Origin of the sequence: Pseudomonas sp. MPB23 (genome assembly GCF_046605395.1) — a bacterium.
Classification (GTDB): Bacteria; Pseudomonadota; Gammaproteobacteria; order Pseudomonadales; family Pseudomonadaceae; genus Aquipseudomonas.
Genome location: NZ_CP176771.1, coordinates 4031762 through 4045167 on the forward strand (window position 1 = coordinate 4031762; position 13406 = coordinate 4045167).

Consider the following 13406-nt stretch of genomic DNA (forward strand, 5'->3'; position numbering starts at 1 on the left):
TTCCGACTCCTTCTTTCCGAGGTTTATGCATGACAATCAGTCCTTTTGCGGGCAAACCGGCGCCAGCCCAGTTGCTGGTGGATATCCCGCGACTGGTCACGGCCTATTACACCGGCCAGCCTGATGCAGCAATCTCCACCCAGCGCGTGGCCTTTGGTACTTCCGGTCACCGTGGCAGTTCGTTCGAGCTGAGCTTCAACGAATGGCACGTGCTTGCCATCAGCCAGGCCATCTGCCTGTATCGCCAGGCCCAGGGCATCGACGGCCCGCTGTTTGTCGGCCTGGATACTCACGCGCTGTCGACCCCGGCCGGTGCCAGCGCCCTGGAAGTGCTGGCCGCCAACGGCGTGCACGTCATGCTGGCCGAAGGCGATGAATACACGCCGACCCCGGCGATTTCCCACGCCATCATCTGCTACAACCGTGGCCGCACCAGCGGCCTGGCGGACGGCATCGTGATTACGCCGTCCCACAACCCACCGCAAAGCGGTGGCTATAAGTACAACCCGCCCAATGGTGGCCCGGCCGATACCCACGTCACCAAGTGGATCGAAGCCAAGGCCAACGAACTGCTGGCCAATAAACTGGCCGGGGTCAAACGCATCACCCACGCCCAGGCGCTCAAGGCCGACACCACCCATCGCCATGACTACCTCAACAGCTATGTGGCCGACCTGATCAATGTGATCGACATGGACGCCATCCGCAGCGCTGGCCTGCGCCTGGGCGTGGACCCGTTGGGCGGAGCAGGGGTGCGCTACTGGTCGGCGATTGCCGAGCACTACCGCCTGAACCTGGACGTGGTCAATACCGAAGTCGACGCGACGTTTCGCTTCATGAGCGTCGACTGGGACGGCCAGATCCGCATGGACCCGTCCTCCAGCTACGCCATGCAAGGTCTGATCGGCCTCAAGGACCGCTTCGACGTGGCCTTCGCCTGCGACCCGGACCACGACCGCCACGGCATCGTGACCCCGTCCGGCGGCCTGCTGGCGCCGAACAACTACCTGGCGGTGTCCATCGACTACCTGTTCCAGAACCGTCCCGACTGGCGCGCCGACGCGGCCGTGGGCAAGACCGTGGTCAGCAGCGGCCTGATTGATCGCGTGGCCGCCCGCATTGGCCGTCGCCTGTATGAAGTGCCGGTGGGCTTCAAGTGGTTTGCCGATGGCCTGTTCGACGGTTCGTTGGGTTTTGGCGGCGAAGAAAGCGCCGGTGCCTCGTTCCTGCGCAAGGACGGCACGGTGTGGAGCACCGACAAGGACGGTCTGATTCCGGCCTTGCTTGCCGCTGAAATGACCTCGCGCAAAGGCCAGGACCCGAGCCAGATCTACCGTGGGCTGACCGACGCCCTGGGCGAACCGTTCGCCATTCGGGTCGACGCCAAGGCCACCCCGGCGCAAAAAGCCCTGTTGGGCAAGCTGTCGCCGGAGCAGGTGACCTCCACGCAACTGGCCGGAGAAACCATCCAGCAGATCCTCAGCCACGCGCCGGGCAACAACCAGGCGATTGGCGGGCTGAAGGTCATGACCGAAAACGGCTGGTTCGCCGCGCGGCCCTCGGGCACCGAGGACATCTACAAGATCTACGCCGAGAGCTTTATTGGCGAAGACCACCTCAAGCAACTGGTGGAAGAGGCGCAGGTGTTGGTGGACGGTGCAATCAGCCAGTAACCCCTAAGCGCAACCCCACCCCCTATAGGAGCAAGCTCGCTCCTACGGGGGAATGGGGCGTATCAGGCCAGGTCGACCAGTACGATCTCGCTGTCTTCAATCGCCGTCACCCGCAATACCTGCTCGTCCTCAATCGCCACACCGTCTCGAGCTTGCGCACGCAAGCCATTGACTTCAATCACCCCTGTAGCCGGTACCAGGTACGCACGGCGTCCGCTGTCCAGGTGGTATTCGGCGCTTTCCCCGGCTTTGAGGTTGGCCGCCACCAGGCGGGCATCGGCCCGGATGCGCAGGCTTTCGCTGTCGCCGCTTTTGCCGCTGGCGAGGGTGACGAACCCTTGGCGATCACCTTTGGGAAAGGGCTTGGCCCCCCACGACGGCGGCAGGCCCGCTTCGTTGGGGATAATCCAGATTTGGAAGATCTTGGTCGGCGTAGCTTCCAGGTTGTACTCGCTGTGGGCGATCCCGGTGCCTGCGCTCATCACCTGCACGTCGCCGGCCTCGGTGCGGCCTTTGTTACCCAGGTTGTCGGCATGACTGATGGCGCCTTCACGCACGTAGGTGATGATCTCCATGTCGCGGTGCGGGTGCTGTGGGAAGCCGGTGCCGGGGGCGATGATGTCGTCGTTCCATACCCGCAGGTTGCCCCAGTGCATACGCTTGGGGTCGTGGTACTCGGCAAATGAAAAGTGGTGATGGGCGTCAAGCCAGCCATGGTGGGCGCCGCCCAGGGCGTTGAAAGGTCGAAGTTCAAGCATGATCGTCTCCTGTGGATGGCGCTTATGATCCGGCAGTACATGATCGAAAAAAAGCGTAAAGAGTGCGTTAAATCTATCGATAAATCGGATTGAATGCAGGCGTTTTGACTTTCACTTCATCGCCTAACTGCATGACCGCAAAGCAATTGGCTGGTACTGAGCGTCGATTCCGGCGACCATGGCCGCCTTGTCAAAGCCAAGCTCATCGCAGGAGTCCGCGTGCCGCAACAAACGCCCGATTTGCCCCCCGAACTGCGCCCGTTGGCAGACATGCCGCTGTTCAAACGCCTTGCCGCACGCTTGTTTGGCCACGGCCTGACCCGCTTGCGCGCCCAGCACCGGTTCTCCTGGTTGCATGGGCAGGCTGACGGATTCCGCAGCGGCCATGAAGCCGGGGTGGAGTACGGTTATCGCGAGGGCAAGGCCGATGGCATCGAGGAAGGCCGGCAAGTCCTGCTGATTCGCGACTTCCGTTCCGACGAGCACCGTGCGCCGGGCGTCGACGATAACCTGTTCGATGATTGGCGCCTGCCCCTGACCGCCGAGATCAAGAAGCGTATCAAGGCCGATGTGGCCCGCTTACTGCCGGCCCATGGGCAACCGAGTACGGCGCAATGGAAGATGATCTTCAGCGATACGCCGTCAACCTCGGTCATCGCCGGCGCCGGTGCGGGTAAATCCACTGCGCTGGTGCTGCGCATCCTGCTGCTTACCCACTATTTGGGGTTCGAGCTGAGTTCGATGACCGTGGTGACCTTTACCCGCGAGTCGCGTAAAGACTTCATCAACAAGCTCATGGAAATACTGAGTCTGTGGGGGCAACCCATTGATTTAAAACACGCCCAGACTGTCGTGCGGACCTTTCACTCACGCATCCTGCCGATGGTGCGCAGCCTGCCGGGCTTCGAGCGCCTGCAGGCGTTCGAAAACCTCGGCGCCGGTATCGAGGACCCTGACAGCAACCCGTTCGACCTGCGTATCAGCGATGCCCAGCGCCAACACATGAATACCTGCTACCACCGCCTGCAGGGGCGTCATGCACGGTTCCGCGAGCTGATCGCGCCGTTGGCCCGTCATGGGCTGCAACTCAAGGAGCTGGAGCGCGATCACCCGGATGTACAAAAGCGCATGGCCGTGACCGAACTGGCCGCCAAGCGCGATGAAGAACTCTGCGATGTGATCGAAGACCTGTGGTTTCGCGCTGGCGCCTGGCCCATCAAGGGCATCGCCCCCAATCGCCAGACCTTCGACATCAATGGCGCTCGATTTCATTGCCATGGCTACGTTGCAGAACTCGATGCCTGGGTCGTGCTGGGTTTCGACACGCGGGAGAACCCGCAGCTCAGCCGCCCGAATGCGAAACTGTCGGTCCGCGCCGAGTGGGCGGTAAAACGCACCCTGTTTCAAGCTTTCTGTCGTAAGCCTTTGATATGGCTTGATAATTATGAGTCATCCAAGCGTCTTTTAAGCAGCCTGTCCGGTGATGCCAGCGCCGGGCCCGGCTTCGATTACAAGGTCAAGGGCGAACTGGCCTCGGCGCCGCTACTGGACTGCTTCGTCATGGCCGCCGGGTTTATCGAGAACCTCGGGCTGGATGTGCCGACCGCGGTCGGCCAGATGAGCTTCGCCAAGGACGATCCGGACCGGTTCTTCTTCGAAGCCCTGAGTATTTTCTGGAAAGCCCTGGAAGATCACCTGCTGGATCAATCGCCCCCGATCATGACCTACAACCGGATGTTCTCGCTATTCGGGGAAAACACTCCGGAAAACCTCAAGCTGCTCAGCGATGCGCTGCTGCGGCCACTGTCCCACCTGATGATCGACGAATTCCAGGACGTTTCGCCGCAGATCGTCTCGTGGATCCGCGCCAGCCTGCGTGAGATCCGCAGCCGCGGCCCGGCCATGCACGTCGGCCGGGGCGCGCAACGTTCGTCGTTACTGTGTGTGGGGGATGACTGGCAGTCCATCTATGGTTGGCGTGGCAGTTCGCCCAAGTACTTCATGGAGTTCAACCAGGAATTCCCCTCGCCAAGCACCACCCGTGTGTTGCTGAGCGAGAACTACCGCAGCCATCAGCACGTCATCGACGCCGCCGAGCATATCGTGCGGGCCGCGCCGTCGATTCCCGGCAAGAAGGCCAAGGCCAGTGGCGCACCCAAGGCGTTGGTGCCTGTGGTGGTGCTGGAGCGGGACGATGCAGCGCTGGGACGGCAACTGCTGGAGCATTATCAGAAGGGCGATTCAGTGTTAATGCTTTATCGAAAAAGCAGTGATAAGTTACTGATTCAAGAGCATATTAAGTCTGTAGTTAATGTTGATTCTAGCTTGCCGCCCTTGTCGCGTAGATTGAAACAGCTGACCTATCACAGCGCCAAGGGGCTACAGGCAGACGCGGTATTTCTGCTCGGGGATTGTCAGCACATGACCAGCTCGCCCTATAAGAATCAGGTCTATCGCATGGCCGGCCTGGGCAATAACGGTGACCGCGAACCCTATGACACGGCGCAAAAGGACGAGGTGCTGCGCCTGGCCTACGTCGGCATTACCCGCGCGGTGAGCCACTGTTATTGGTATGTGGAGAAGCCGGAAGGCCAGGCAATGAATGGGCCGAAGGCCTCGGAGCGGGTCGATGGGAAGAAAGCGTTTTTCGACGATCAGCGCACTTGAGTGCGCTGATCGAAGGGGGCTCAGGCCCGCAATGACAGCGGCGGCACAAAGGACTCCAGCTCATCCTCCACCGCCTCGATGATGCGCTCTACATCGGCGGCATTCATCACGGTGGCGCAGGGGATGCCGGCGATCGCAATCAAGGTCTCACCGCTGGCGCGGTCGAACAGGCGGGCGATCATACTGCCGGGCGCGTCCATGCTTGCCTCGAAGCCCATCGGATGAAAATGCCAGCGCATCAGTTGGCAGGCGTTGGGGAACGTCACTTTATTCATGTTGCCCACCTTGTTCATTGAGCGCTTCCTTTAGCTCGCGGCAGGGGGCCAGGACCGTCACTGGTCGTGGCGTCGAAGAGCTTTAAAAGTAGCATTCGCCTGTCCATGCAAGGTGACTTTTTTCGCCCCGTTGGACGGTTGGTATCCATTCATTTGATGCACGTCACGTTATCGGGGGAACCAGGCTAAAGGCCATCAGTCAGAAGTTGCCACCGGCCATTGAAGGCCTCGCCGAATTTCGGCAATCTCCACGGTTTACCCGCCAACGAGCGTTTCATGCCTGACATCGCCCACGCTGAGGATAGCCAGCAAACCCAAGCCACCGGTGACCTGGTGCTGCGTCACCACCTGTGCTGGCGTCATCGGGACCTTGACGGCGTGATGGCCTACTATCACCCGGCTATCCAGTACCACGATTTCTTTCAGAACCGGGTCATCGGTTACGCCGAGTTGCGCGAATACCTGAAAGCGAGCATGCCCCGTGCCGCCGACGAGGCGATTGAACACATCGACCGCATTCGCGCCGATGGCGACACGGCCTTCATTCAGTACCGCATCACCTTGCGTGGCAGTCAGGGCCTGGTGTCGTTTCGCACCAGCGAGGCGATTACGGTGCGCGATGGGTTGATCTGGCGGGTCAATGAATACGCGTCCCTGGTGCATGAACAGCTCGTCCAGTCGCTGCGCCCGACGGTCAGCCGATTGGGCCTGTCACCCCAGCAATTGGGGCATATGGCCAATGACCTGCAGCAGTACTTCGAGCTCAAGCAACCCTACCTGGACCCGGAGCTGGACCTGCAGCGCGTCGCCAAGGAGTGTGGTTACAGCCGCAACCAGATTTCCTACTTGCTGAACCAGGTGCTGGGGCAAAGTTTCTACCGCTACGTCAACCAGGCGCGGCTCCAGCATTTGCTGGCGGCCCTGGACACTGCCGTGCCGCCGATCAAGATAGACGATCTGGCGTTCGCGGCCGGTTTCAATTCGCTGTCGGCGTTCTACAGCGCGTTCCGCCAGCACACGGGCCAGTCGCCCAAGGCCTACGTCAAACAAATTTCTCTGCGTGCACGCGCACAAGACAGTCACTGACACCACGCTCTAGGATCGCCCCTATCGAAACGAGGTAGGGGAGCTTGGCATGCCGGCATGGCGCAATATCAGTTTATGGATGCAGCAGTTGGACGACCCGCTGGTGGCGCGGCCGGCCCTTGAGCATGACCTGGACGTCAATGTGGCGATTATCGGCGCTGGTTTCACCGGGCTATGGACCGCCTACTACCTGAAGCGCCAGGCGCCCGAACTGAATATCGCGATCATCGAAGCGCAAACCGCCGGTTTCGGCGCATCGGGCCGTAACGGCGGCTGGCTGATGGGCAATCTGCTGGGCGAAGACCGCCTGTTGGCCGGTTTGACGCCTGATCAGCGCCGCGCCTCGTTCGACCTGTTGCACGCCATCCCCGACGAAGTCGCCCAAGTGCTGGCCCGTGAAGGTATCGACTGTGACTACCGCAAGGGTGGCGCCCTGTACTGCGCGGCGCGTTATCCCGAGCAGGAAAGCAGCCTGCGCGGCTACCTGGATTCACTCTACGCCCAAGGCCTGACGGAAGCCGACTACCGCTGGCTCAGCCCGCAGCAACTGGCCGAGCAAATTCGCATCGCCCGGCCCTATGGCGGTATCCATGCCCCCCATGTCGCCACGATCCAACCGGCCAAGCTGGTGCGCGGGCTGGCGCGGGTCGTTGAAGGCATGGGCGTGACAATCTATGAAAACAGCCCGGTCAGCCATTGGCAGTCCGGTAGCCTGCGCACCGCCAAGGCCAATGTGCGCGCCGCGTGGGTGGTGCCGGCCGTCGAGGGCTATGCCACTACCTTGCCGCCTTTGGGCCAGTACCAACTGCCGGTGCAAAGCCTGATCGTCGCCACCGAGCCATTGCCCGCCAGTACCTGGGATGAAATCGGTTTGAGCCAGGGGCAGGCCTTCGGCGAGAGCAGCCGCCAGGTCACCTACGGGCAACGCTCTGCCGACAACCGCCTGGTGTTCGGTGCCCGTGGCGGCTATCAATTCGCTGGCCGATTGCGCCATAACTTCGATTTGACCGACAGCGAAGTCGAGCTGCGTCGCTACCTGTTCGGCGAACTCTTCCCACAATTGAAGCAGGTGCGGATTACTCATTCCTGGGGCGGCAACCTGGGCATGTCGCGCAATTTCCGTCCGCACATGCTGTGCGATCACCGGACCGGCATCGCGCTGTCCGGCGGCTACGGCGGGGAGGGCGTCGGCGCGACCAACCTGGGCGGCCGCACCCTGGCCGACCTGATTCTTGGCCGTGACACCGCGCTGACCCACCAACCTTGGGTGATCCGCGAGCGCGGCCTGGAAGCGCTCAGAGCCTGGGAGCCCGAGCCCTGCCGCTGGCTGGGTTACAACGCAATCATTCGCAGTTTTGTCCATGAAGACCAGGTGCTGGCCAACCCCAACACCGCTCCTTGGCGCCGCAAGCTGGCGTCCGGCGTGGCCGGGTTCATGGAAGGTTTCATGCACTGAGCCGTTTCACTCACACGGGAAAAACCATGAGCATCACGCAATTCAAAGACACGCTGAATACCCACCTGCCGGACTCCGCACCCGTGGCTGTGCCCTTGGGGGAACCGGTCGCCGTGGCCTCGACCCTGAGCGTCGAACGCAACGACGGTGTGGAAACCGGCATCTGGGAATGCACGCCGGGGCGCTGGCGCCGGCAGATCAAATCCCAGGAGTTTTGCCACTTTATCCAGGGTCGCTGCACTTTCACCCCTGACAACGGTGAAACCCTTCACATACAAGCCGGCGACGCACTGATGTTGCCAGCCAATAGCACCGGAATCTGGGATATCCAGGAAACCGTGCGCAAGACCTACGTATTGATTCTGTAACGCTTTGATCCTTGATCGCCTGCCATAAAAACAGCCCTAAAACCGCCAGGAAATCGAACCATGAAAGCCATTGCCCTGTTGCCCTTGATGTTGGTGGCCTCTCTCGGCCAGGCCGCCGAGACGGTGAAAATCTACAACTGGTCCAGCTACATCGCGCCGGACACCACGAAGAATTTCCAGAAGCAGACCGGGATCGGCTTCAGCTATGACGTGTATGACAGCAACGAGACCCTCGATGGCAAGCTGATGACCGGCAACTCGGGTTATGACGTGGTGTTTCCGTCCAACCACTTCATGGCCCGGCAGATTCAGGGCGGCGCCTTGAAAAAGCTCGACAAGAGCCAGTTGCCCAATTGGAAAAACCTCAACCCGGTGCTGCTCAAGGCCCTGGAAAACAACGACCCGGGCAATGCCCACGGCTTCCCGTACCTGTGGGGCAGCACCGGTATCGGCTACAACATCGACAAGGTCAAGGCCGTGCTGGGTGACAACGCGCCAGTGGATTCCTGGGACCTGATCTTCAAGCCCGAGTACATGGAAAAACTCAGCAAATGCGGGGTGGCGATCCTGGACAACGGCCCGGAATTGCTGCCTATCGCGCTCAATTACTTGGGGCTGCCGCCTCACAGCAAGAAGCCCGAGGACTACAAAAAGGCCGAGGCGCTGCTGATGAAAGTGCGGCCCTATGTGGCGTACTTTCATTCCTCGAAATACACCGGCGACCTGGCCAACGGTGATATCTGTGTGGCCGTCGGCTTCTCCGGCGACGTGCTGCAGGCCGAAAGCCGCGCCAAGGAAGCCAAGAATGGCGTGAAGATCGGCTATCAGATTCCCAAGGAAGGCGCGGCGATCTGGTTCGACATGGTGGCCATGCCCGCGGATGCGCCGGATGAGAAGGCCGGTTATGCGTTCATGAACTACCTGCTGGAGCCGCAAGTGATGGCCGACATCACCAACTCCGTGCACTACGCCAACGGCAACAGCGCCGCCGACAGCCTGGTAGACCCCGAGATCAAGGCCGACACCAAGATCTACCCGAGCGAAGCGATGATGGGCAAGCTGTTCGCGCTGGAAGCGATGCCGCTGAATATCGACCGGGTGCGTACGCGGGTGTGGAACACCATTCGGACTGGGCGGTGAGGGGAGTGGGGTTGTATCTGTGACGGTGACGAGCGGGACAAGCCCGCTCGCCACGTAAAACCTCAGGGCTTTTCCAGGTCATGTCCCAATGACTGGATAAACAACGAAAACAGCTCCGGCTGTGACGAGATATCCAGCTTGGCGTACAAATGCCGGCGGTGCACTTTTACGGTGTCCGGCGAGATGTTCAGGCGCTCGGCCATGGCCTTGGACGAGAACCCGCGCAGTACCAGACGGGCGATTTCCAGTTCACGGTCCGAGAGCACGCCGCAGCCGAATTGACTCAAGGCATCGCGGATCTGGCTGTCCATCGCCGGCACGCGCCGGGTGCTTTGTTGCCAGTGCTGCTGCATCAACGGCAGCACCCACGCCGCCAGGGTGGTCATCAACCCGGTCTCATCCACGCTGAAGCGCCGCTGCATGCCCAGTGACAGCGATAACGTCCCCGCACCAGGCAGTTGCAGGATGAACTGCACCTCATCTTCCAGCACGTTGTCGTGGAAGTAGTTGAGGAAGTATTCGCTCTGGCGAAAATGGTCCGGCGCCACTTCCTCCAGACGGTATACGCCGCTGGCATAACCTTCGCGGCAGGCCTGGAAAAACGGGTCGAGCAAGTACAACCCATTGAGGTACGCCAGCATCGACGCCGGCTTGCTGCTGGGCTGGGCGTCATATTCTTCCAGGGCCTGGGGCGCGCCATCGAGGGGGTAGAAGATCGCCAGCGCGTTATCGAACGGCAGGCATTGGCGCAGCAACAGCACCAGTTGTTTCCAGAAGCGCTCGGTGCCGATGTGCGCAATGGTGCGGCCCAGGCCTGCGTGCATGCCGACTTCCCGAAACAGACTCATGGTTCAGGCTCCCACCCGCAAAAGATCGGCCAAGGGTTCGGCTTTTGCCGGGTATCGTCAAGGGGAGTACGCCAATAGGGGAATTGGCTGACATCAACCCAGCGCCTACCTTCGCATCTGTAGGAGCGAGCTTGCTCGTGAAAAAAACGAGAGCGCCGCGTACATCGAAGACGCCCGAGTCAACGTCAGTCCTTTTTGCGAGCAGCCTTGTTCGCACTCATTTCTGCCTCACACCAAAAAAAACGACAGAGGATAACGATATGAGCACTTCCCCCACGCCCGACGGCGTGTTGAAACCCACCCTGAGCGTCTTCGATGTAGTGACCATCACCGTGTCAGCGGTGACGCCCGCCAGTTCCGTGTTCGTGATCGCCCCCTTTGCCATCCAGCAAGCCGGCAGCGGTGTGTTCCTGGCCTTTGTGATCGCCGGGCTGCTCGCGCTGATGTTTGCCTTTTGCTACGCCGAACTGGGCCGCGCCCACAACAGCGCCGGCGGTGAGTACGTGTACGCCAAGCGGGTGTTCGGCGGCATGGCCGGCTACGCGACCTTCCTGACGGTGCTGGTGATGCTGTTGTTTATCCCGCCGGTCTTGGCCACGGGCGCGGCGACGTACCTGAATAATGCCCTGGGCACGAAGTTCGACTCGCAAACCGTCGCCCTGGTCATCGTGGTGTGCAGTTACGCCCTGGGCATCCTCAATATCAAGCTCAACGCCTGGATCACCGGCACCTGCCTGCTGTTGGAAGTGGCGGCATTGCTGGTGATCGTGGTGATCGGCTTCGGTAACCCGGTACAGCCGGCCAGCGTGCTGTTCCAGCCGCAGATCGTCGAGAACGGCGTCATGCACCTGGCGCCGTGGGCGTTGGTGATCGGCGCGGTGGGCATTGGTCTGTTTTCCTATAACGGTTACGGACCGGCGGTGTTGCTGGCCGAAGACATGAAATGCGGCGGCAAGGGCGTGCACAAGGCGGTGCTGTGGTCCCTGGGCCTGGTGGTGGTGATCGAGCTGGTGCCGATCACCGCGCTGCTGATCGGCGCGCCGTCCCTGAGTGCGATGATCAGCAGCCCGGACCCCATCGGCTACCTACTGACCAGCCATGGCAACGAAACCCTGTCGCGCCTGGTCAGCGCCGGGATCTTCCTGTCGGTGTTCAACGCCATTGTCGCCATCGTCATCCAGATCGGCCGCGTGGTGTTCAGCAGCGGGCGCGATGCGCTGTGGACGCCGACCATCAATAAACTGTTCACGCGCATTCATCCGCGTTGGGATTCGCCCTGGTTGGCTACGCTGTTCCTGGCGATCCCCTCGGCGCTGCTGAGCTTCAGTTCCAACCTGGCCGACCTCACCTCGTTCAGCGTGCTGCTGATCATCATGGTGTACCTGGTGGTGGCGTTGAGCGCGTTGATGAGCCGGGTGCTGCTGCGCGACCGCGAGCATCCCTATCGCATGCCGCTGTGGCCGTTACCGGCGCTGGCGGCCGTGCTGGGCGCCGGCTACCTGCTGGTGACCTCGCTCATGGTGGCCTCGGTGCGGGACATCATGATCATCATCGGCCTGCTGGCGCTGTCGGTGATTCTGTATTGCATCAGTGGCCGGTTGAGTCCGGTCTTTCAGAAATTGTAAGGAGTGGTTATGCGCGCACGTCAATTGGGCATCACGTTGGGGCTGGGCACGCCCGGTGAGTTGAATGCCATCACCGATGTGCCGGGCGTCCGGGTCGGTCATTGCACGCTCAAGACCCGCATCGACGGCAAGCAGGTGCGCACCGGCGTCAGTGTGATCCAGCCGCGGGCCGGCGAGGCGCGGCAGCAGCCGTGCTTTGCCGGGTACCACGTGCTCAATGGCAACGGTGACGCCACCGGCCTGGAATGGATCGGCGAAGCCGGTCTGCTGACCACGCCGCTGGCTATCACCAATACCCACAGCATCGGTATCGTGCGCGACACCCTGATCGCCCTGGAGCGCGAGCGCCTGGCGGACCCGGCGGTGTACTGGTGCATGCCGGTGGTGATGGAGACCTACGACGGCCTGCTCAACGACATCTGGGGTCAGCACGTCAAGCCCGAGCATGTGCGCCAGGCGCTGGACAACGCCGCCAGCGGTCCGGTGGCGGAAGGCGCCGTGGGCGGCGGCACGGGGATGATCTGCCATGAATTCAAGGGCGGTATCGGCACGGCTTCGCGGCGTTTGTCGGCGGAGCAGGGCGGTTGGACCGTCGGCGTGCTGGTGCAGGCCAACCATGGCAAGCGCCAGGAGCTGCGCGTCGATGGCTACCCGGTGGGGCGCCAGTTGATGGGCATCCCGTCACCGTTTGCCGAACGGGGCACGCCGGGCATGGGCTCGATCGTGGTGATCATCGCCACCGATGCGCCTTTATTGCCGCACCAATGCCAACGCCTGGCGCAGCGCGCGTCCATCGGCATCGCGCGCACCGGCGGTGGCACCGAGGACTCCAGCGGCGATCTGTTCCTGGCGTTCGCCACCGGCAACCGCGATTTGCCGCCGGCGGATTATGGGCGCAAGGGCCTGCCCTTGAGCACGGCGTTGCAGATGGTCAACAACGACCATATCTCGCCGTTGTTCAGTGCGGCAGCGGAGGCGGTGGAGGAGGCGATCGTCCATGCGATCCTGGCCGGTGAAGCCATGGTCACCGACGACGGTATCCAGGTGCCCGACCTGCCGGGCGAAACCTTATTGAAGGCACTGCATGACAGCGGTTGGCGAGCGCCCGTTAAAGGCGTGCGCTGATGTGCGCAGGGGATGACGCTGAGTGGCGTCCCCTGTGCAGGCACAGGGGATTGCGTGTTGTCTGGGATCAGTCTTCCTTGCGCACCGTGGCGACATCGTCGGCCTTGACGCGGATGTGTTTGCCGGCAATGTCGGTGAATTCATAGAACCCATCGGCGGTCTTGGTTTTGGGTGTGTCTTTGGTCAAATACTGTGTGCCATTTTGCAGCGTCACCACGGTTTGCGTCGCGCAACCGGCCATTACCAGAAAAGTGAGTGCAACCAGGGGCAGACCCCAATTCTTCATGTTCATAACCCTTACCTTTAACCTTGAAAAATCCCACGCCTGAGGCGCGGGCGACAAATGGTACGCCATCGACTCCCCATCTGATCGCTTTTATGCAAA

The 13406-nt window shown here is 61.4% G+C and carries 12 protein-coding genes; 8 read left to right on the forward strand and 4 right to left on the reverse strand.

Annotated elements, in window-relative coordinates; translation table 11 throughout:
- Positions 1-29 precede the first annotated feature (29 nt).
- On the forward strand, positions 30-1673 hold the full coding sequence (gene pgm, locus ACLH0J_RS18255; protein ID WP_411388446.1) for a phosphoglucomutase (alpha-D-glucose-1,6-bisphosphate-dependent): 1644 nt from the start codon (positions 30-32) through the stop codon (positions 1671-1673).
- Positions 1674-1735: 62 nt separating this feature from the next.
- Here pgm and ACLH0J_RS18260 read toward each other — a convergent pair whose 3' ends face one another.
- The gene (locus tag ACLH0J_RS18260) at positions 1736-2431 is read right to left on the reverse strand and encodes a pirin family protein (protein WP_411388447.1); all 696 of its coding nucleotides are present in this window, start codon (positions 2429-2431) and stop codon (positions 1736-1738) included.
- 219 nt (positions 2432-2650) lie between these two features.
- Here ACLH0J_RS18260 and ACLH0J_RS18265 point away from each other — a divergent pair, with 219 nt between their 5' ends.
- Positions 2651-5098, forward strand: coding sequence for a UvrD-helicase domain-containing protein (locus tag ACLH0J_RS18265; protein WP_411388448.1), 2448 nt, complete (start codon positions 2651-2653; stop codon positions 5096-5098).
- 20 nt (positions 5099-5118) lie between these two features.
- Here the strand turns inward: ACLH0J_RS18265 and ACLH0J_RS18270 are convergent, their stop codons facing one another.
- Positions 5119-5391, reverse strand: a complete 273-nt coding sequence (locus ACLH0J_RS18270; RefSeq protein ID WP_003217129.1) for a DUF1652 domain-containing protein — start codon at positions 5389-5391, stop codon at positions 5119-5121.
- Positions 5392-5649: 258 nt separating this feature from the next.
- On the opposite strand from ACLH0J_RS18270, the gene ACLH0J_RS18275 reads away from it, so the two are divergent.
- Genes ACLH0J_RS18275 through ACLH0J_RS18290 form a run of 4 tightly spaced genes read left to right on the forward strand, consistent with a single transcriptional unit; the run spans position 5650 to position 9423 of the window.
- Positions 5650-6459: a helix-turn-helix domain-containing protein gene (locus ACLH0J_RS18275; RefSeq protein ID WP_411388449.1), complete on the forward strand. Its 810-nt coding sequence runs from the start codon at positions 5650-5652 to the stop codon at positions 6457-6459.
- Positions 6460-6508: 49 nt separating this feature from the next.
- On the forward strand, positions 6509-7915 hold the full coding sequence (locus tag ACLH0J_RS18280; protein WP_411388450.1) for an NAD(P)/FAD-dependent oxidoreductase: 1407 nt from the start codon (positions 6509-6511) through the stop codon (positions 7913-7915).
- Between the two features lie 26 nt (positions 7916-7941).
- Positions 7942-8283, forward strand: a complete 342-nt coding sequence (locus tag ACLH0J_RS18285; protein WP_010562973.1) for a cupin domain-containing protein — start codon at positions 7942-7944, stop codon at positions 8281-8283.
- Positions 8284-8343: 60 nt separating this feature from the next.
- Positions 8344-9423, forward strand: coding sequence for a polyamine ABC transporter substrate-binding protein (locus ACLH0J_RS18290; RefSeq protein ID WP_411388451.1), 1080 nt, complete (start codon positions 8344-8346; stop codon positions 9421-9423).
- 62 nt (positions 9424-9485) lie between these two features.
- Here the strand turns inward: ACLH0J_RS18290 and ACLH0J_RS18295 are convergent, their stop codons facing one another.
- Complete coding sequence (locus ACLH0J_RS18295) at positions 9486-10271, reverse strand: response regulator transcription factor (protein ID WP_411388452.1); 786 nt, start codon at positions 10269-10271, stop codon at positions 9486-9488.
- A gap of 260 nt (positions 10272-10531) precedes the next feature.
- On the opposite strand from ACLH0J_RS18295, the gene ACLH0J_RS18300 reads away from it, so the two are divergent.
- Together ACLH0J_RS18300 and ACLH0J_RS18305 are read left to right on the forward strand one after the other, a co-directional pair.
- Positions 10532-11896: an APC family permease gene (locus tag ACLH0J_RS18300; protein ID WP_411388453.1), complete on the forward strand. Its 1365-nt coding sequence runs from the start codon at positions 10532-10534 to the stop codon at positions 11894-11896.
- Positions 11897-11905: 9 nt separating this feature from the next.
- Entirely contained in the window at positions 11906-13021 is a 1116-nt protein-coding gene (locus ACLH0J_RS18305; RefSeq protein ID WP_411388454.1) for a P1 family peptidase, read from the forward strand.
- A gap of 67 nt (positions 13022-13088) precedes the next feature.
- On the opposite strand, the gene ACLH0J_RS18310 is transcribed toward ACLH0J_RS18305, so the two are convergent.
- Positions 13089-13313, reverse strand: coding sequence for a YgdI/YgdR family lipoprotein (locus ACLH0J_RS18310; protein ID WP_411388455.1), 225 nt, complete (start codon positions 13311-13313; stop codon positions 13089-13091).
- Positions 13314-13406: the final 93 nt, after the last annotated feature.

Excerpts from the sequence above, each read along its gene's own strand:
- ACLH0J_RS18300 (WP_411388453.1), top strand. The coding sequence starts at position 10,532 with ATGAGCACTTCCCCCACGCCCGACGGCGTGTTGAAACCCACCCTGAGC.
- ACLH0J_RS18260 (WP_411388447.1), bottom strand. The coding sequence starts at position 2,431 with ATGCTTGAACTTCGACCTTTCAACGCCCTGGGCGGCGCCCACCATGGC.
- ACLH0J_RS18295 (WP_411388452.1), bottom strand. The coding sequence starts at position 10,271 with ATGAGTCTGTTTCGGGAAGTCGGCATGCACGCAGGCCTGGGCCGCACC.
- ACLH0J_RS18275 (WP_411388449.1), top strand. The coding sequence starts at position 5,650 with ATGCCTGACATCGCCCACGCTGAGGATAGCCAGCAAACCCAAGCCACC.
- ACLH0J_RS18310 (WP_411388455.1), bottom strand. The coding sequence starts at position 13,313 with ATGAACATGAAGAATTGGGGTCTGCCCCTGGTTGCACTCACTTTTCTG.
- ACLH0J_RS18305 (WP_411388454.1), top strand. The coding sequence starts at position 11,906 with ATGCGCGCACGTCAATTGGGCATCACGTTGGGGCTGGGCACGCCCGGT.
- pgm (WP_411388446.1), top strand. The coding sequence starts at position 30 with ATGACAATCAGTCCTTTTGCGGGCAAACCGGCGCCAGCCCAGTTGCTG.
- ACLH0J_RS18285 (WP_010562973.1), top strand. The coding sequence starts at position 7,942 with ATGAGCATCACGCAATTCAAAGACACGCTGAATACCCACCTGCCGGAC.
- ACLH0J_RS18270 (WP_003217129.1), bottom strand. The coding sequence starts at position 5,391 with ATGAACAAGGTGGGCAACATGAATAAAGTGACGTTCCCCAACGCCTGC.
- ACLH0J_RS18280 (WP_411388450.1), top strand. The coding sequence starts at position 6,509 with ATGCCGGCATGGCGCAATATCAGTTTATGGATGCAGCAGTTGGACGAC.
- ACLH0J_RS18290 (WP_411388451.1), top strand. The coding sequence starts at position 8,344 with ATGAAAGCCATTGCCCTGTTGCCCTTGATGTTGGTGGCCTCTCTCGGC.